We start from the raw sequence: 20413 nt of genomic DNA, 5'->3' as shown, positions 1-20413 counted from the left end.
TCCACATAAAATCAATCCCAACCCTTATTCTGTTCCAATGCATCAAATTTCACTACTTCGCTATAAGGAATAGGACCAAACCGCATGAAATCATTATATGTACGGCTTTCAACATTAAATACCTGATAGGTTCCTCCACTAATACGTATTCCTTTTGCCGGTTCGTTCAAATCCATGTTCCAACGGCGCAAATCCCAAAAACGGAAACCTTCAAAACACAATTCCAAACGACGTTCATTTCGTATTAAATCACGCATTTTAGCCTGATCATTCTTCACACTTTCCAAATAAGGATCATTTCCTGAAGTATCTTTAATTCCGGCACGCTGACGAATGGCTTTAATAACATCATAAGCAGAATAACCATGTAAACCAGTACCTGTAGGTCCCCATGCCTCATTAGCTGCTTCCGCATAATTCAAATAAATTTCAGTGTAACGGATACGCGGACTATAATGTGGCTGTCCTGTAGTGGTTGTAGAACTCAAATATACATCTTCACGCAAATGTTTACGCAGATAATAACCTGTACGAGTAGAATAGCCGTTTTCTTTATTTAAACCATCATTGTTAGAAGTATTATCTACACTTGTATCAATTGTCTTGCCATCAGTACCCATAACAGTACCATTCACCACAATATAGAGAGCCAGACGTGGATCACGGTTGGCATAAGGATTTTGGTCATCATAACCAGCTTCAGGAGAGTCAATTGGATAACCATTAGCCATCGGGAAAGCATCAACTAAATTCTGAGTCGGATTAATCTGACCGCTACCGTAAAGGCTGGGTGGGAACTGCGCCTGCTCTAATGAATAAGCTGTAGCATCCTTACCATTTCTCCAAAGCATCTCCGGAGGATTAGAACCTCCAGTCAAGCTATTAATTTCATCCGCATTCTTATACCACGTATTTCCCTGAGCTGCCAAACCTGCTACTCCACCTATCAAATCCAGGATTTCACCATTATAGTCAGCAGCTTCTGCCCATGTTCCTTTGCTACCTTCTGCAAATGCCGGGCTGGCAGCTAAAAGTGCAGCTTTTGCACGAAAAGCCAACGCGATACGTCCACTCATACGAGAACGGAAATTGTTACCAAACACAATGTTGTACTGGCTGAAGTTAGCTCCTTCAGAACGATATACTTCCGGAACTTCTGCATCGGAAGAAATATTCTCATAATCAAGAGGTAACAATTCTTCAGCCCGTTGGACATCATCATAAATAGCCTGAATACATTCATCAAAAGTGTTTCGCGGATAGTTGAAATTAGAAGTTTCATCTTCTAATTCCTCCACAATAGGTACTCCCATCAAACGACCATCCTCTGTGTATCCAGCATGAGCCTGCAACATATAAAAATTAAACATTGCACGCAAACCATAAGCTTCACCTTTCAAACGGTCACAAAACATTTTATTCACAACCGGATCTTTTACCCATGAAACCTGATCAACCTGAGTCAAGAAAAGATTAATGTAATGAATAGCAGCCTTACAAGATCCCCACTGATCCATCGGATTATTATTTGATGTCCATGAACCAGTAGCCATCTTCAGATAACTGTTACTTGTCTGGTTAGTTACAGCGTCATCTGTAGCCACATCATTAAATGACTGTGAATTGTAGGGATTACGAGTATAAGCATTAGCCAAAATTCCTTCTGCATACAAAGGATCTTCAAGGCCATCCGAAACTTGCTTATTATTTTCAATTGCTGGTGTAAATAAATCATCGCATCCCACCAGTAAAAAAGCCGCGACAAAAACTGTCAATATTTTTTTCATAAGAATCTACTTTTATTTATCAATTTAGAAACCTATCTTGAAACCAATGTTGTAGAAACGAGTCTGAGGAGCTGCTCCTGTATTCAGTTCCAGCTTTTCACGTTCTTTCGATATTGTCAACAAGTTGCTTGCATAAGCATATACTGAGAAACTACGTACAAATGAATTTCCCAACCATTGTTTAGGCAAATCATAAGTCAACTGAAGACGAGACAGATTAAACCGATTAGTCTTATACATCCAGAAATCAGAATTACGATAGTTGTGATTATCCGTTTGTGTAGTCAAACGTGGATAAGTTGCGGTTTCTGCAGTTTCAGGAGTCCAGCGTCCACGTACCACTTCTGAATACTTCTTATCTCCATATACCCAATAATAATCACCACTCATGAAAGCAGAAGCACCCCAATAACCGGTACCTAAAGCAAACAAAGTAAAGTTCTTCCATTTCAATGTAAGGTTCAAACCTACTGTCAACGGAGTTCCTTGCCAGCCATAGCGTTCTCCCAAATAAACTTCATCCTTTTCATCGATAATCTTATCACCATTCTGATCTACATATTTCAAATCACCAGGTTTCAACTCACCGAAAGAAGAAGTGATTCCTGAATTCTGAATTTCCTCTTCACTGTTGTAGAAACCTTCAGCCTGTAATCCCCACATACCATCAGTAGGTTTGCCCTTACGATAACGATATGCATCTTCATACAGTTCATCTACCTTTGTATTCTCATTGGTATAGTAAGTAGCATTTACTCCCAAATTAAAATCAACTTCACCCATCTTCTTATTGAAATTCAATGCTAAATCAAAACCTGTACGGGTACTATTGTTATAGTTCACATAAGGAAGCAAAGTACTTTCGGGCCAATAAGACACAAAATAATTCGGATAACTATTAGAAGGTTGAACCAACATTCCTTCAAGGCTATTCTTAAAGAATGATGCATCAAAAGTCAACATCTTATTCCATAAAGAACCGCGTAATCCTACGCTAATCTCCTTACGCTTGATGAAAGACAGATCTGAATTATTACCGCGTCTAGCTTCTGTTGCATGGCTCTGGTTACCATCAGCCCAACCCCACCAAGCACCATTAGCCTGGTCGTAGCTACTTTGGTACATATAGTAATCATCAATTCCCAAGTCTGTATTTAATACCGAACCTGAAACACTCAACATTAAATCATCCAGAACCGATGAATCTTCCAGGAAGCTTTCATTGCTTAAACGCCATCCCAAAGTAAGTGAAGGTGAGAAAGCATTACGATTATTTTCCGGAAGACGAGCAGAATGGATCAAAGCTCCTCCAAAACTCATATAATATTTGCTCAAATAATCATAATCAACCTGCAAACCTAAATTGACATTGCTAGTTTTATGATATACGGCACTTTCACCTTGCTGATATCCGGCAGCAATCAACATAGCAGAAATATTGTGACTATCTGCAAATTTATTGTTATAGTTCAACTGAGCCGAGAATGCCATAGTCTGACGATTCCAGCTATCGGCAATATGCTGAATACCATCGTGTACGTCATCACCATACTTTGTCAGACCCACAATCTGATCCTGGCCGTTCACATTAGCCCATTGAGGTTCATAAGTAGCATAAGTATCACCATAATAGCGATTGTAGGTTGTTGCATAATCTATCGCAAAACGAGTCTGAAAGGAAAGGCCTTTCAAAAGCATAGAAAGATCCACATCTACTCCCATGTCAAACTGATATTGACGACTTGTATAGGTATTGACACCAGCCGCATAAAGATTGGCAATTTCATTAGTCTGATCTACTTGTGTACCGCCTAACAGATATTTTCCATCAATTAAGTAACGACTATTATTTACAAGATTCCAGGCATCCGTATTATTCTGCATAATATAATCAACAGGAATCAGCGGAGAGATACGGTTGGGTCTCAGCGAAGCTGCAGCTCCCCAGAAATTACCACGGGCACTACGTCCATCATAGAAAGTAGCATTGGCATTCACGTAAGTCTTAACATATTGTCCCAGATTCACATCAATGTTACCACGTACACTAAAGCGAGTTGTACGGTCATCTTTCGCATTACCTACCTTTATCAATGAACCTGTATTATAAAGGTTGATATTGGTATAAAACCGTGCCTTTTCAGAACCACCTGAAATTTCAGCCGTTACATCCGACTGATTGTAAGCCTTTTTCAGATAATCATCAGAATAAAGATTTACATCCGGATAACGATAAGGGTTTATTCCAGAACCATGGTTATAAATATCCACATCACTATATAACGGATCCATGCCATCATTTACACGAGCTTCATTATACAATGTCATGTATTCAGCTGATCCTAAATATTTCGGATAACTTTTCGGAACGAAAAAACCGGTATTACCTCTTACATCAATACGAGTATCTCCTTCCTTTCCACGTTTAGTTGTGATATAAATAACACCTTTGGCAGCACGGCTACCATACAGAACCACAGCAGAAGCACCTTTCAGGAAAGTAATGTCTTTAATTTCAGAAGGCATTACGTTGTTTGCATCACGGGGCACTCCATCTACCAATACCAGATAAGAATCCATTCCCCACAAACTACTTCCGTTCCAGCCACTAACCATGTTCTCCATGCCGTCTAAACTGTATGTGAAATAATCCTTTTTCATTAATTCTTCTACATTTACAGAAGAAACTCCTCCTAAAAGGTCTTTTTTGTTCACCTTTCTATAAGCAACCTGTACTAATTCCTCTTCAGCAACAGATAAAGAATCTGAACTGGCATCCAACAATTCTGACGGCAAATTTTGAGCGCCGACATACAATGAAGAAGTTGCAAGTGCCGCACATAAAACAGACTTTATTCGTATGTTTTTCATTTTAATTCCTTTTTAATTAGCATTCAAAATTCTCAAGAGCATTACCAACCGGGATTTTGATATAATTCCGGATAAATATTCACATCAGAAACCTTCAAAGGCAACCAATAATGTTTCTCAGAGAAATTACGAGTTACAATCACCTCTTCTCTGAAATTAGAAACACGACTTTGAGTCGGATCTTCCTGATCCAGTTCCACACGATCAAATTCCTGAGAAGTTTTAATAGTATAAGGATACTCAGTTAATAGTAACCAACGACGCAAATCATTGAAGCGATGTCCTTCATAAGCTAATTCTACGGCACGTTCACGTCGTAACTCGCTCATAAATCCGTCTAATGAGCCGGCGTATTTACTAGCAACATCATCTACACCCGCACGTTCACGAATCTTATTTACAGCATCGACAGCGGTCAAAGAGCAACCGTCAGCTTTTGCAGATGGGCCTCCATAACCATTGGCCACAGCTTCAGCATACATTAAATAAATATCAGACAAACGCATCCAACTTACTTGAATAGTCAAAGCATCACCATAATCGCGAAAGCCTTCATCAAAACCATTCACTACAAGTGGAGTAAACTTATGCAGCAAGTATCCGGTACGACTTTCATTTTTTACATCACGATAATTACCTCCAGTATAAAGATTGGCATACTGAATTTGTTTATCCTTTTGCTCTGAAGTAAATTTAGCTGTATTCTGAATTACCTGCAGTCCATCATAAGTAATGTCGGCATAGAAACGGGGGTCACGATCACGCCAAGGATGTTCTTTATCAAAATGAGAATCCGGGTCATTCAACGGAAGACCGTTTTTCATACCATAATAATTTACATAATTAGCCGTCGGTGAGAAAACAACACCATTTGTCTCATTTGCCAAAGTAGAAGGAACATATTGAGGACCCAAACACCAGCCTGATCCCATCCACCAGTCGTACATCGGAGTCTGGAAAATAGCTTCAGTAGAACCCGGGTTCTTGCTATTCTGTTTAAATGTATAGAATATATCGGTATAATGTTCAAAGTCAACCAATGCATATTGGGTTTGTCCTTTTTCTACCAGATTCAACAATTCTGCAAAAGCATCAGCAGCCTTCTTGCAGTAATCCGCATTATAACTTCTGCTATTCTGAGACTCATAGTTCATCAATGGACTACCAGCCCACAAATAGTTCTTTCCTAAATAACCCAGAGCCATAATCTTATTGATACGCTGCTGGTTATTTCCATATGTAGCCTTACCAGTAGTGGTATCATCCCAATCAATAGGTAACAGATCGGCTGCACGACGGAAATCTTCGGCTGCACGGTCGGCACATTCCTGATAGCTCAAACGTGGGTTACGCAATGGTTCAGAAGAAGATGGTACAGAATCAATATAAGGTAAACCACCGAAATACTGCATCAATTCAAAATGGAACCATCCGCGGAAGAAATAAAGCTGACCTAATATCAAGTCACGCTGCTCTTCTGTGGCTTCCACCAGTTTATCAATATTCTCAAGTCCTAAATTACATTTACGAATACCATACCATGCCAATGGCCATAAAGATTTTTGCATACGGTCAGTAGAGTTAGCCACCGTATTGCTACGGTCCATCCAACCACATTGCCAGCCATCATAGCTGGACTGCCAGCCCCAGAAATCTCCCATATCAACCTTGTATCCCATATGATAGTCGATACTAAAAGAGATAAGTTCATCTTCTCCCCAGTTGAATGAGTTGTTCCAGTAGCCATGTGCAAAATCAGGAATACAGTAATACAGCTCTTCCGTAAAACCCTGGAAATTCCGGAAATTTTTAAAAGCATCCTCAGGGTTCACACTACTTTCAGGTGCTTTGTCAAGATAATCTTCACAAGAAGTCATTCCTACACAGCACAATGAAAGAAGTCCCCCATAGAATAATGTACGTATATTGTTTCTTTTCATTTGACTTTTCATTTTATAATGTGAATTTTAAACCGAAATTAATACGTTTCACCGTAGGATAAGCACCCTGAGAAGCCCAACCTGTTCCTGCAAAATTTGATTCACGGTCATCAGGCATACGAGTCCATACCCAAAGGTTATTACCATTAACATAAAGTTTCAAATTAGAAAGTCCTAAACTCTTGATCCAACCGCTAGTAAAGGTGTAAGACAATTCTATATTCTTCAAACGAATGTATGAACCATCATAGAAATAACGAGCTGCATCATAATAACTGTTAGTCGTAGAACCAAAACGTGCCATCGGTACATCTGGATTTGGATTATACTTGCTCCAACGTGAACCTTCATCATAGGCAATCAACTGTTTCTGACTAAATGTAGAGAACACTACCTGACGAGTTACGTTATTCACACCATAGAACTGAACGAAGAAGCTCCATCCCTTATAATCAAAACCTAATGAAGCACTATATGTATTCTGAGGACTGCTAGAATATCCATAAGGAATCTGGTCGTAAGAGTTAATAACTCCATCACCATTATAGTCTAGGATATAGTAAGTTCCAGGCAATTTCTGATCATCATTTGACTCAAATGCTGTACTTCCGTAAATATCATCCATAGTCTGTGTATAACCATGGTCTACATAAGTATGAGTCTGACCAATTGACTTTCCGGCATCCTTCTGGTAGTCGGGTAACAATTCTGGATCATCAGCTTCAATAATTTCATTCACGGCATGAGTCATATTCATATTAGCCCATAAATGCAAACTATTTCTCAGAGTCTTGTTAATACGAAGTTCCAGTTCATAACCACGGTTTTTAACTTTACCCATGTTTACCCAAGGTGCACTTACAATACCTCCAAAATAAGAAGGCATAGCACGATCCGAACCGCTGATAAGAATATCCGAACGTTTATCTCTAAAAATTTCAATATTACCAGCAAACAATCCGTCTAAGAATGAATAATCAATACCAAAGTTAAATTTACGAACAACTTCCCAATGAATATCCGTATTACCTACAGTCTTCTGACGATAAAAAGTATAAGGACTTGCTACATTATACAAACCTGTTGCAATGTTGCCTCCTGTTTCCCACTGATCCATATAAAGCCAACGACGAGTTGTATCCCATTCATCACCGATTACGTCATTACCGATTTCACCGTAAGAAGCTCTCAGCTTCAACATATCAAGGAACTTGATTTTCTTCATGAACTTTTCTTCACTCAGCATCCAGCCAATGGCACCTGAATTAAAGAATACAAAACGATTATCAGCACTAAACTTATCAGAACCATTATATGCACCGTTATATTCCAAGAAATACTTATTGGCATAGTTATAGGTAACACGGAAAGCCCAGTCCTCACGATAATTAGGAACAATACTACCTTTCGCACGTTCCTGACGGCTGAATAATCCCATAGCACCTACCGTATGATTACCAAATGTATTGTTATAATCAATCTGGGCAGAATAATAGAGATGACGTTCCGTAGCATTATTATCAATAGAACCACCTTCAGCAATCCAGTTAACTTGTTCATGGAAATCAAAGTTATGACTACCCTGGCTTGGATTATAGCTGACTGCACCCGTTTCTGGATTAATGTATTTGTACAACGCCTGATCAGTTGAGTTTACACCACGGTTTTGTTCGTAAAATACATTGTCCCATGAAATAGAAGCTTTGGCACTTAAACCTTTTACAATAAAGTCCAGTTTCTGTTCTAATGTAAAGTCAGTTGTCAAACGAGTAGTTGTACGTGTATTCTGTCCGGCCAAGGCCAATTGAGCAACTGAGTTATTGGCATTATTTATCGGGTCATATCCCCATGTACCATCTGAATATTGAGGATAAAATACATTAGGAGGTGTACTATAAGCACTACCCCAGATATTATATTCATAATCAGTACGAGGTCCTTGTTTTACCCCATGTGAACCTGAAAGGTTTGTCTTTAACAATGTTGTCTTGGTAAGCTGGAAGTCAAGGTTACTACGCATATTCACACGGTTATAACCATAAGTAGTCTGATAGCCACGTCCATTATCATATTCCTTAAACAAGTCACCTTCGTGCTGATAGTCAATGGCTGCATAATATTTCACAAAACGTGTACCACCACTCACACTGACATTGGCATTTTCAGAAAATGCATAATCCTTAAACATCCAATCTGCCCAGTCAATATTAGGATAGCGTTCTGCTTCTGCCTGATTTGCAGGATTACGATATTTATTCATTTGTTCCTGTGACATCATGTACATCCAAGAATCAGGAGTCAAACCTAATTCATATTCTACTGCATCATTACGCAATTGGAATGCATCGTATGAATCAAGTTTGTTAGGCAGTTTTGAAGGCATCTTTAATGCCATGCTACCACCTGCATTAATAGTCGCTTTACCTTCCTTACCACGTTTAGTAGTAATCAAGATTACACCGTTAGCACCCTTTACACCATAGACAGCAGTTGCTGACGCATCTTTCAACACTGAAATAGATTCTACAGAGTTTACATCGATACCTGACATCGGACGTTCAATTCCATCGACCAAAATCAACGGAGCGCTATTGTTCCATGAACTTGCACCACGAATGACAATTTGCGGATCTTCCTCACCCGGCATACCTGTTGAAGCTGTAGTAACAACACCTGGCAAGTTACCAGTCAACGCAGATCCCAAATCAGAAACTCCACCGGCACGTTCCAATACTTTTGAAGAAGTCTGCGTAATAGCTCCAACGACAGATGCTTTTTTCTGTTGTCCATAACCGACTACTACAACCTCATCCAAAACTTCTGTATCTTCACGCAGCACGACTACAATCATCGTTCTTCCGTTAACCTTTACATCTTGTGGAGTCATTCCCAAATAAGAGACTGTCAAGACTGAATTTCTATTGGGAACTTCAAGGGTAAAATTACCATCAAAATCGGCAACTGTTCCTACATTCGTATTACCTTTTAATACGATTGCTGCACCAATCAAAGGTTCATCATTTGCATCAAGCACCTTTCCTTTCACTACAACACCATTCTGAGCCATTAAAGAAACGCTACAGAAAAAAAGAAGTAAAAAGAAAATACGGCTTCGCGTGAGAAATAACTTCTGGTTAGAAGAACTATTCTCGAGAAACTTTTGTCTTATGTTTTTCATTATACCAAATAATTAAAAATAAAAAAATTACAAAGAGTTACCTAATAATATCCTTTCGTTATCCTCCGTCTTTTTTATTAACAACCATACGCATTTCATTTAAGATTACACATTTATAAATCATTTAACACAACGCAAATGTAAATCTTAATTAATAAAAGGGAATTATACCATATTACCAACACCTATGTTACATGTTACATCATTATCCCGTGTGTAACATTTTCTTTATTCTACGATACATTTAGGCTGTACAACATAAAAAGAAGGGCCCCATCTTTTACACAATCTTAATTTCTATACACAAACGTAACTTTGTGTTACATATCAAACACAAAGGCGCTCGACTCCAAACGTAGTGTACTAAATAAGTTGACACAATTTATTTAGTAACATGCGTAAAAATCGAAAGTTTTCAAAGGCAGAATGCCTGTCTTATCTGGAAGAATATATGTGTTCTTCTCAGAACCACAGTGAATTTGAACGAGAAAAAGGTCTGAAACGCACCACAATTAGCCGCTGGCTTCGTATCTTTGGGCTTGAAGATAAACCAAGTCCCATTATGAGCAAGAAACTAAATCAGACCGAGCAGGAGCTTCATGACCGTATTCATGAGCTCGAGCGGAAAATCAAGTCTCTGGAAGTAGAGTTGAAGCAGTCCAACATGGCCCGTGACGCCTACGACTACATGATCGACCTTGCGGAAAAGACCTATAACATTCCGGTAAGAAAAAACTCCGGTGCCAAGTAATCCGGGGCCTGTCTCAAGGCGGACGCCGTTACCGCGTGCGTCCGCTTTGCAGATTGCTTGGCATATCAGCACAGGGATACTACAAGCATGACTATGCCTCAAACGAGGCTGACATACTCTCTGCCAGCATTGTATTGTACTGCCTGTACGTCCGCCAGAAGGAATGTCTTCCCAAAGCGGGCTGTCGGGAACTCTACACACTCTGCCGTGAATACTTCAGGGAAAAGTTCACCATAGGACGGGACAGGTTTTACAATGTGCTCCGTTCCAACTCGCTCATGCTCAGGCGGACAAGGTACCGTCCTCGTACCACGGACTCCAGACACGGTTACCGTCTTTACAGGGATCTTGTAAACACTTCTCCCAAGTACACGCCTGCGGGCAATGGCCGGCTTGTGGTGGCGGACATCACCTATATCTATACCAGAGAAGGTTTTGCCTATCTTTCACTGGTGACTGACGCCTACAGCAGATACATAGTCGGATACTGCCTGAGCAGGAGTCTGGATGCAGAGGGACCGCTGAGAGCTATGTACATGGCTCTGGAGACCTACCGTGCCTACGGAATCAGTACGGAGGGCATGATACACCACTCTGACCGTGGCGTGCAGTATGCCTCGAAGCAGTACACGAACCTGCTGCTTTCACAAGGCATCAGAATCAGCATGACCCAGACGGGAGACCCGCTTCACAATGCTCTGGCCGAGAGGATGAACAACACCCTGAAGAACGGGTGGCTCTTCAATGAAGGTGATATGGACTTCAGACAGGCAGAGGAAGCCGTAAGTAAATCCGTAGCGATGTACAACAATGCCAGACCACACAGGGCACTGGGTATGAAGACCCCTATGGAAGTCTTTTCAGGCAGAGGAGGAAACCCTCTTATGGAATATCGGTATAACTGAAAGATATGCTCGTCGGGACGGGTGCTCCCGCCCCTTGCCGCACGGCGCTCCCCGAGCGATGAGTTTTTAGAGAGAAAATATACGGATATTGAGTTTTTGTTGTAGTTTTGCAGAACTGACAACCTTTTTAGGAATATAATGTTTAACCTGTCAACTTAGTCAGGAATAAATTTTCAAACTGACAACTATTTTCAGTACACCTCAAAACGCAAGTACATTTCAATTAAAACGCCTTTGCGTTTCAACTAAAACGCAAGTGCATTAAAAACAAAACGCAAGGACGTTTGACTTCAAGCGCCCTTGCGTTTTGTTTATAAAAGAAACCACCGTGATAAATCACTATTCCGCAAGCGTTTTTCCCTTCCTGCGAGAATAAGCCAAATGTTTCGGACTGCCAATCAGCTGAGCTGTATAAATGCCGGTATGACCGGAGAAAAGATAAGCCACCACACAAGCTATACCTAAATAGAGACCGGGCTCTGCTCCAAAAAGTTCAATTCCCATCAATGTACAAGCAATGGGAGTGTTCGTTGCTCCAGCAAACACAGCCACAAAACCAATTCCAGCTAATAGCCCCATCGGAAGAGGTACCACTGCCGACAATGCGCTACCTAAAGTTGCTCCCACAAAGAACAGAGGAGTAACTTCACCTCCCTTGAATCCGACTCCGATAGTGAAAGTGGTAAACAAAATCTTCAGCAAGAAATCATACCACATCTGCTGTTCCGAGAACGAAGCTACAATAGTAGGTACACCCAAACCGATATACTTCGTCGTTCCCATCATCCAGACAGCTGCAGCAATCACAAGTCCTCCTATCAGCGGACGGAAAGGTGGATAACTGATGCGTTTGGCCATTCCTGACCAAAAACCGATGGAACGTGAAAACAACATGGCAGCCAGTCCGAACAGAATACCTGCACCAATGGTCCACAACAAATTGGACGCTTCCGGAAAAGGAACTTCAGAAACCACATAGTGCGTATGTTCCACTCCCCACGCATGGCAAACCATACTGGCCACAGCAGCCGAAAGAAAGCTCGGCAGAATAGCTTCGTAACGCATACGTCCTACCACAATGACCTCCAAGCCAAAAACAGCCCCAGCCAATGGGGTGCCAAATACAGAAGCAAAACCTGCACTGATACCAATTGCTACCATCAGACGATGGTCTCTGCGACGCATACGGAACAGACGGGAAAACTGGTCGGCTATAGCTCCTCCCATCTGTACACCGGTTCCTTCTCGTCCGGCAGAACCACCAAACAAGTGTGTCAGTACAGTTCCAATATATACCAAAGGAGCCATACGGAAAGGAATAATATCATGAGGAGAACGGATTTCTTCAATCAGGTAATTATTGCCGCGAGAAGCTGTTCCTGCCCAGTAATGATACATCAAGCCGATAAGCAAACCGGCCACTGGCAAAAGAGCAATTATCCAAAGATGGTGTTCGCGATACTGTGTAGCCCACTCCAGAGATACCAACAGCAAGGCAGAAGCCGACCCAATACAAGCCCCTGACACAACTGAAAGGAAAAGCCACTTACATAAATAAAGGAGTAACGGAAGCTGTTCAAACTTCCACCAGTAATTCTGATTTCTTAAAGTCTTCATATTTTTCTAAGTTTTCTTGTATCCATATCTCAAGTTTTCGCAAAAACCAAAGCCAGAACTCTTTCACATAGCATGGATACAGACATAGCCCTCCCTGCTGGCCTAAAAAAGAGACCTGCTCCGGTAGGAACTATCAGCTACTTCATTAGCGGTTTATCACAGGGAAGTCCCATTCCCTTGATTCGAAAATCGGCTGCAAAGATATAATAAAATCCGTAAACATAAAAAAACTGTTCCCCGACTCTCGTCGGAGAACAGCCACAACACAAACACAAAATAAAACACGACAAAACTACTATGCAAAAATACAACTCCCTGCTTTCATTTCTGATGAAAATCAGCGGCCGTTCATTATCTATATCACATACACAAGAACCGCAAGAGCTGTATATTACATGTAACGTTCATAAAATATCTTTAGTTCAGTATTTTTTATTTTATTAAGAATTCTATTTACATGATACCTTTTTCACGGAGGTGAACCTGCCATTTCCATGCAGAACGTAAGGTATCTTCGATAGAAGTTTCAGCTTTCCATCCTAATTCAGAGTTTGCATAAGAAGGATCAGCCCAAACCTTTACGATATCACCTGCACGACGAGGAGCAATCTGGTAATTCAACTTCACACCGGTAGATTCTTCGAACTTATGAATCAGTTCCAATACAGAAAGACCACGGCCTGTACCTACATTGAATACTTCAACTTTATCTTTCTGCTTGTCTTCCAAAATACGATTCATGGCAATTACGTGTGCCTTAGCCAAGTCTACTACGTAGATATAGTCACGAATACAAGAACCGTCAGGAGTATCATAATCATCACCGAATACGCTCAGTTTTTCACGGATGCCCATTGCAGTCTGAGTAAGATAAGGAATCAAGTTCTGTGGAACACCATTCGGAAGTTCACCGATTAAAGCTGTAGGATGTGCACCAATCGGATTGAAATAACGCAACATCACTGCATGAATAGGAGAACCAGAAGCAATGGTATCACGGATAATTTCTTCATTAATCTGCTTGGTATTACCGTAAGGAGACTCAGCCTTCTTAATAGGAGCTGCTTCTGTTACAGGCAACACATCCGGCTGACCGTATACCGTACAAGAAGAAGAGAAAATAATGCCTTTTACTCCGTGTTTCGGCATCAGTTCCAACAAGTTAATCAATGAAACCAAGTTGTTACGATAATACAGCAACGGTTTCTGTACAGATTCACCTACAGCCTTGCTTGCTGCAAAATGAATGATACCCTGAATACCTGGATATTTAGCAAAAACATTATCCAAGCCTTCATAATCAAGACAATCTACTTTTTCAAAAGCCGGACGTACACCTGAAATCTGTTCGATGCTGTCTACTACATCAGCGCGCGAATTGGAAAGATTGTCCACAATTACCACTTCGTAACCGCTATTCTGCAACTCAACTACAGTATGAGAACCGATATATCCAGTTCCACCTGTCACGAGAATTCTTTTTTTCATAACACTAAGGTTTTTCTTATATTTAACTCCTTTATTAAAGTCATTTACTATATCTCTACAAAAGTAGAAAAAAGGATTGAAATGTCCATGTACCTCCCATTAAAAAATTAAAAAAGTGTTATTCGGAATATACCAAATAACACTTTTCCAATATGTTACTGTCAAAAAGACAGAATTAATTCAAACCAAACAGCACTGCCAGTCCTTTATCTACGCCTGAGAAGCCCATAAATGCCATAGCCAGCAATCCGGCTGTGACAAGTGCAATACTCATTCCACGCATACCTTTCGGAATGTTTACCAGGCTCAACTGTTCGCGAATTCCAGCAAACACAATCAGCGCCAAAGCAAATCCTAAAGCTGTAGAGAATGCATATACTACTCCAGTCAACAAATCATAGTTTTTCTGGATTACCAGAATAGTCACACCTAAGATACAGCAGTTTGTTGTAATCAGAGGCAAGAACACTCCCAGCGCCTGATATAAGGAAGGAGAAACCTTTTTCAGAATAATTTCTACCATCTGAACCAATGCGGCAATGACCAGGATAAAGGCAATAGTCTGCAAATATCCCAATCCAAAAGCATCCAATACAAACTTCTGAATGACATACGTCACGATGGTGGCCAGCGTCAACACGAAAGCTACCGCTGCTCCCATACCCATGGCAGTTTCTACTTTCTTGGAAACACCCAGGAACGGACAGATACCCAAGAATTGTGACAACACCACGTTGTTCACAAAGATTGCGGTAATAAATATCAATATATATTCCATATCTTTCTATTTTTAAGGGTTATGCTTTTTTCAAGCGGTTTACAATCGCAATAAGGTATCCCAATACGATGAATGCACCAGGAGCCAATACGAAAATCAGCATTCCGTAATCTTCCGGCATGATGGCAATGTTAAACAATTTGCCAGTTCCCAGGAATTCACGTACACCACCCAGTAAAGTCAAGGCAATGGTAAATCCAAGTCCCATACCCAAGCCATCAAAGAAAGAAGACAAAGGGTTATTCTTAGCCGCAAACGCTTCAGCACGCCCCAGCAAAATACAGTTCACCACAATCAACGGAATGAACAATCCCAATGTAGCGTACAATGCCGGTACGTATGCCTGCATCACCATCTGAAGCAAGGTTACGAACGAAGCAATTACCACCACAAAAATAGGAATACGTACCATGTCGGGCACCAGATTCTTAATCAGAGAAATCACCACGTTTGAGCAAATCAGCACAAACATAGTGGCCAATCCCATTCCCATACCGTTGATGGCCGAAGAAGTTGTACCCAGTGTCGGACACATACCTAAAAGGAGTACAAACGTAGGATTCTCTTTTACAATCCCATTCATTAACACTTTAAAATTATTCATAGCCTGTCCTCCTTATTTAACGGGTTCCACATTCGTTGTATCACTGACTGCTTCTTCAGCCGGCTGTTCCTGCTGAGTAGCTCCGCTGGCTCCATCTACATGCTGATTCTTATAAGCTGCATATGCATTGTTTACAGCCAGCAAGAAAGCACGTGATGTAATAGTAGAGGCCGTAATAGCATCAATCTCTCCTCCATCCTTGCTGACAGTCAAAGGAGCTTCACCCGGATTTTTTCCGGTAATATCACCTTTGGCTCCCTTCTTGAACCAGTCGGCAGCCTTTGAACCAAGGCCCGGAGTTTCCGCATGACTCAAAAGAGAATAATCAATGATCTTACCTTCATTGTCAAAACCGACCAACACGGTCAGCGCTCCACCAAAACCGTTGGCAGCTGATTCTACTGCTGCTCCGATAGGCTGTCCGTTTTTAGTCGCTTTGTAAATCTTATAAGTGGCACCATTGACTTCTACGGTTTCAGGAGCTTCAGCCGGATTGTTATCAAAACCGGGAACTACTACTGCAATGGCATCACTCAAAGTCTTGGCATTCGCCTGAGCAATAGGTTCAGCAGTCACATCGTTCACCCAGCCCAGCAAACCTCCGGCCACTACGGAAAATCCGGTCAGTGCCAGAGCCATATTCTTTAAAGATGATTCTAGTTTTTTCATTTCTTCACTACCTCCCCGAAACGTTTTGGTTTACAATATGTATTAATCAACGGAGTGAATGCGTTCATGATGAAAATAGCGAACGACATACCTTCCGGATAGGCACCGAAAGTACGGATCACCACTGTCAGGAAGCCGATAGCTACACCATAAATCAACATTCCTTTGTGAGTCATAGGTGAAGTCACATAATCTGTAGCCATGAAAATCGCACCCAACATCAAACCTCCAGTAAACAGATGTGCCAATGGGGAAGCATACACTGTAGGATTAGCCAAGTGCATCAGACCTGAGAATACGAATACGGTTGCCAGAATGGAAACCGGAATATGCCAGGAGATAATCTTTTTCCACAACATATAGACGAGTCCCAGTAACAAAGCTAAAGCACTTACCTCACCGATACAGCCCGGATTGTTACCCAGGAACAAAGACATGGTATCAGGCAACTGGCTCAATGCATTTGCATCACCATGTACTGCCATCTTCATCAATGCCAACGGAGTAGCAGTAGTTTCCGCATCCGTATAACTAGTCAGCTGACCGACTACCGGCCATGAAGTCATCTGTACAGGGAAAGAAATCAGCAGGAAGATACGTCCCACCAAAGCCGGGTTGAACGGGTTACATCCCAATCCACCAAAAGTCATCTTTCCGATACCGATAGCTACCAGTGCACCGATAATGATAATCCACAACGGCAGGTTAGAAGGCAGGTTAAATGCCAGCAACACACCGGTCAGGGCAGCCGAACCGTCCATGATAGTAGTACGTTCGCGCTTCAATATGAATTTGGTGATAGCCCATTCAAAGAACAAGCATGCAATGACAGAAGTCAGTGTCACCACCACTGCTCCTAAACCAAACATGTAGAAAGATACAAGCAAGGCCGGTATCAGCGCAATCAATACGCCGTACATGTTTTTCTGTACACTGTCGCCACTATGTACATGCGGCGATAAGGATACTATTAATTTGTTTGCCATAAGATTCTCAAATTATTTTTTTGCATTACGTGCACGGATGATACCGCCCACCTTACCTTTACCTAAACGGATGTAATCCAACATCGGACGATGAGAAGGACATGTAAACTGGCATGAACCGCATTCGATGCACGACATAATCATTTCGTGTTCCACACGTTCCCAGTCGCCATGAGCCGAACAAGTAGCCAACAAGTAAGGTTCCAGTCCCATCGGACAAACGCTTACACACTTCGCACAACGGATACATGGCTGAGGTTCTGCACGGCGCGCTTCCTTATCGTTCATAATCAGTACACCAGAGCTACCTTTACAGATAGGTACTTCGGTATTTACCAAAGCCTTACCCATCATCGGACCACCACCGATTACCTTTCCGGTATCTTCCGGCAGACCTCCGGCAGCTTCAATCAACTGGCTCATCGGAGTACCCATACGAGTCAGGAAGTTAGAAGGATTCTTCAATGACTTACCGGTTACCGTTACCACACGTTCAAACAAAGGTTTATTCTTCTGTACAGCTTCGTATACTGCATACGCAGTACCTACATTCTGTACCACTGCACCTACGTTGATAGGTATAGCAGGAGGAGCCGGTACCTGACGACCGATTACTGCATCAATCAACTGTTTTTCACCTCCCTGAGGGTATTTCACTTTCAAAGGTACAATTTCAATACCCGGGTAAGCGGCTGCCTTTTCTGTCATCAGCTTAATGGCATCCGGTTTATTGTTCTCAATACCGATATAGGCTTTGTTTACCTTCGCTCCCTTCATCAGAATCTGTACGCCTACCAGAATTTCATCTGCTTTTTCCAGCATCAGACGATGGTCGGCAGTCAGATAAGGTTCACATTCTACGGCATTGATAATTACACATTCTGCCTTACATCCGGGAGGAGGAGTCAGTTTCACATGAGTCGGGAAACAAGCACCACCCATACCTACGATACCGGCATTCTTGATTTTTGCGACAATTTCTTCCGGAGTCAGGTTGCATTCCTTTACCAAATCCTTGCTACGGTCGATTGTTTCTTCCCATTCATCACCTTCTACGTCAATGAAGATGGCAGGCTTGCGATAGCCACTTGCATCAATTACGCTATCTACCTTGTTTACCTTTCCAGACACGGAAGAGAAGATAGCTGCCGAAACAAAGCCTCCCGCTTCGGCAATCTTGGTACCCACCTTTACCACATCGCCTTTCTTTACAATGGCAGTGGCAGGCGCACCAATATGCTGAGACAACGGGAACACCGCCTGCTTAGGAAGTGCAAGCGTTTCAATAGCTTTCCCGGCTGACAATTTATTTTCTGCTGGATGAACTCCACCAATTCTAAACGTCTTCACTTTTATGTTATTTAGTATTATACAATTATAAGATTAAGCCTCTGTATTCTTTGGAGCTTCGGCAGCCGGAGCTGTAGCCGAAGTTACCGTTTCATTCTTTACGGCTTCAGTTTTCGGACTGGCTGCTACAGTTTTCTCTACAGCCGTTTTTTCTGCTGCAGGAGCTTCTGCCTTCGGTTTACGAGGAGGGAAGTTCACTGCAACAATAGCCTGCTGTGGACATTCCATCTCACACTTACGACATGACTTACATTTAGCCGGGTCGATATAGGCCAGGTTGTTCTCCAATGTAATAGCTTCAAATGGACAAACCTTTACGCACTTACCACAGCCGATACAAGCTGCTGCACATGCTTTACGAGCTACAGCACCCTTGTCCTTGTTAACACACTGTACGTACACTCTGCGGTTGTTCTTTCCTTTCGGACGAATCTCAATGATGTTACGCGGACAAGCCTTGCTACAAGCACCACAAGCCGTACATTTTGATTCGTCTACTTCAGGAAGTCCTGTTTCCGGATTCATGTGAATGGCATCAAACTGACAAGCTGATACGCAATCGCCACATCCCAAACAGCCAAAGGTACAACCGGTTTCACCTCCGAAAGTAGAATTAGCTACCACACAAGAACGTACTCCGTCGTACTGAGTCTGTTTCGGACGGTTGGCACATGTTCCATTACATCTCACTACCGCAACCTTCGGTTCTGAAGCAGCTGCTTCCAGTCCCAAAATACTTGCGACCTTCTCCATAGTAGGCTGACCACCTACCGGACACATTTTCCCTTCCAGAGAACCAGCTTTCACACAAGCAGCTGCAAAACCGGAACATCCCGGGAAACCACATCCACCGCAATTGGCCTGAGGAAGCACTTCTGCCACCTGAGCAATTCGAGGATCTTCATACACAGCAAATTTCTTAGAAGCCACGTACAAGATAACAGCTGAAATCAAGCCAATGGCACCCAGTGAAATCACTGCAACCAAAATTAAACTCATAATATAAAGTTAGTTTATTAATTATTAATTGATTCCAAAACAAACACAAAAGTACGTCTGAATTTCTCCCGGCAAAAGAAAAGTATCAGATAATAAGGTATAAGCATACATAAAGAAGCAATAGAAGAAACGGCCTCATCCCCTCCCGTAAAATACATAGTGATAAAAAGCGAAACGAGCAACACCACAAAAGGAAAAACAAAAGCCCACATTACAGCTTTCATTCCCAGGGATGTCGCTCCGCTTATCATGACTTGGCTCCCGACCTGACAGGCGAGACCAGACTTATTGTATACATCTATCAGTTTCTCCTTCGATTCAGCTGCACTGCAATGCCCTTTTATACTGCACGCAGAACAAGCCGACGTCTGTACAATCCTCACCTTCAAGTAAGAACCGTTAATGCTTTCCACAATACCTAGATGTTTTATTTTATCAGTCATTTTTGCAAACCACACATTACAAATGTGTGGCAAATGTACGATAAATA

At 41.7% G+C, this 20413-nt stretch carries 15 protein-coding genes and 1 riboswitch; of the genes, 2 read left to right on the top strand and 13 right to left on the bottom strand.

What is annotated here, in order from left to right:
- Positions 1-11: 11 nt before the first annotated feature.
- Genes BACPLE_RS09940 through BACPLE_RS09925 form a run of 4 tightly spaced genes read right to left on the bottom strand, consistent with a single transcriptional unit; the run spans position 12 to position 9776 of the window.
- Positions 12-1787: a RagB/SusD family nutrient uptake outer membrane protein gene (locus BACPLE_RS09940; RefSeq protein ID WP_007561442.1), complete on the bottom strand. Its 1776-nt coding sequence runs from the start codon at positions 1785-1787 to the stop codon at positions 12-14.
- A 24-nt stretch (positions 1788-1811) separates the two neighbouring features.
- On the bottom strand, positions 1812-4658 hold the full coding sequence (locus tag BACPLE_RS09935) for a SusC/RagA family TonB-linked outer membrane protein (protein WP_007561440.1): 2847 nt from the start codon (positions 4656-4658) through the stop codon (positions 1812-1814).
- 41 nt (positions 4659-4699) lie between these two features.
- The gene (locus tag BACPLE_RS09930; protein ID WP_050792086.1) at positions 4700-6598 is read right to left on the bottom strand and encodes a RagB/SusD family nutrient uptake outer membrane protein; all 1899 of its coding nucleotides are present in this window, start codon (positions 6596-6598) and stop codon (positions 4700-4702) included.
- Between the two features lie 13 nt (positions 6599-6611).
- Complete coding sequence (locus BACPLE_RS09925; protein ID WP_007561437.1) at positions 6612-9776, bottom strand: SusC/RagA family TonB-linked outer membrane protein; 3165 nt, start codon at positions 9774-9776, stop codon at positions 6612-6614.
- A gap of 394 nt (positions 9777-10170) precedes the next feature.
- On the opposite strand from BACPLE_RS09925, the gene BACPLE_RS09920 reads away from it, so the two are divergent.
- Entirely contained in the window at positions 10171-10527 is a 357-nt protein-coding gene (locus tag BACPLE_RS09920; protein WP_007561434.1) for a hypothetical protein, read from the top strand.
- The gene (locus BACPLE_RS09915; RefSeq protein WP_148374585.1) at positions 10527-11432 is read left to right on the top strand and encodes an IS3 family transposase; all 906 of its coding nucleotides are present in this window, start codon (positions 10527-10529) and stop codon (positions 11430-11432) included. Before BACPLE_RS09920 ends, BACPLE_RS09915 begins: the two co-directional genes overlap by 1 nt.
- A gap of 339 nt (positions 11433-11771) precedes the next feature.
- Here the strand turns inward: BACPLE_RS09915 and BACPLE_RS09910 are convergent, their stop codons facing one another.
- The 9 genes from BACPLE_RS09910 to BACPLE_RS09870 form a co-directional block, all read right to left on the bottom strand.
- Positions 11772-13049 carry a voltage-gated chloride channel family protein gene (locus BACPLE_RS09910; protein WP_007561432.1) on the bottom strand — a complete coding sequence of 426 codons (1278 nt, stop codon included), beginning with the start codon at positions 13047-13049 and terminating at the stop codon, positions 11772-11774.
- 117 nt (positions 13050-13166) lie between these two features.
- Positions 13167-13235, bottom strand: a riboswitch (Fluoride riboswitch).
- Between the two features lie 267 nt (positions 13236-13502).
- Positions 13503-14537, bottom strand: coding sequence for a UDP-glucose 4-epimerase GalE (gene galE / locus BACPLE_RS09905; RefSeq protein ID WP_007561426.1), 1035 nt, complete (start codon positions 14535-14537; stop codon positions 13503-13505).
- Positions 14538-14712: 175 nt separating this feature from the next.
- Positions 14713-15315, bottom strand: a complete 603-nt coding sequence (rsxA, locus tag BACPLE_RS09900) for an electron transport complex subunit RsxA (RefSeq protein WP_007561423.1) — start codon at positions 15313-15315, stop codon at positions 14713-14715.
- Between the two features lie 19 nt (positions 15316-15334).
- Positions 15335-15919: an electron transport complex subunit RsxE gene (gene rsxE / locus BACPLE_RS09895; RefSeq protein ID WP_007561420.1), complete on the bottom strand. Its 585-nt coding sequence runs from the start codon at positions 15917-15919 to the stop codon at positions 15335-15337.
- Between the two features lie 12 nt (positions 15920-15931).
- The gene (locus BACPLE_RS09890; RefSeq protein ID WP_007561417.1) at positions 15932-16588 is read right to left on the bottom strand and encodes an RnfABCDGE type electron transport complex subunit G; all 657 of its coding nucleotides are present in this window, start codon (positions 16586-16588) and stop codon (positions 15932-15934) included.
- Positions 16585-17574 carry an RnfABCDGE type electron transport complex subunit D gene (locus BACPLE_RS09885; RefSeq protein WP_007561416.1) on the bottom strand — a complete coding sequence of 330 codons (990 nt, stop codon included), beginning with the start codon at positions 17572-17574 and terminating at the stop codon, positions 16585-16587. Before BACPLE_RS09885 ends, BACPLE_RS09890 begins: the two co-directional genes overlap by 4 nt.
- Before the next feature lie 12 nt (positions 17575-17586).
- Positions 17587-18924: an electron transport complex subunit RsxC gene (gene rsxC, locus BACPLE_RS09880; RefSeq protein WP_007561414.1), complete on the bottom strand. Its 1338-nt coding sequence runs from the start codon at positions 18922-18924 to the stop codon at positions 17587-17589.
- 33 nt (positions 18925-18957) lie between these two features.
- Positions 18958-19923, bottom strand: coding sequence for a Fe-S cluster domain-containing protein (locus tag BACPLE_RS09875; protein WP_007561412.1), 966 nt, complete (start codon positions 19921-19923; stop codon positions 18958-18960).
- Positions 19924-19940: 17 nt separating this feature from the next.
- The gene (locus BACPLE_RS09870; RefSeq protein ID WP_007561410.1) at positions 19941-20366 is read right to left on the bottom strand and encodes a SoxR reducing system RseC family protein; all 426 of its coding nucleotides are present in this window, start codon (positions 20364-20366) and stop codon (positions 19941-19943) included.
- Between the last annotated feature and the right edge of the window lie 47 nt (positions 20367-20413).

The sequence above is a fragment of the Phocaeicola plebeius DSM 17135 genome (genome assembly GCF_000187895.1).
Lineage (GTDB): Bacteria > Bacteroidota > Bacteroidia > Bacteroidales > Bacteroidaceae > Phocaeicola > Phocaeicola plebeius.
This window is presented reverse-complemented; position numbering and strand designations above follow the sequence as displayed.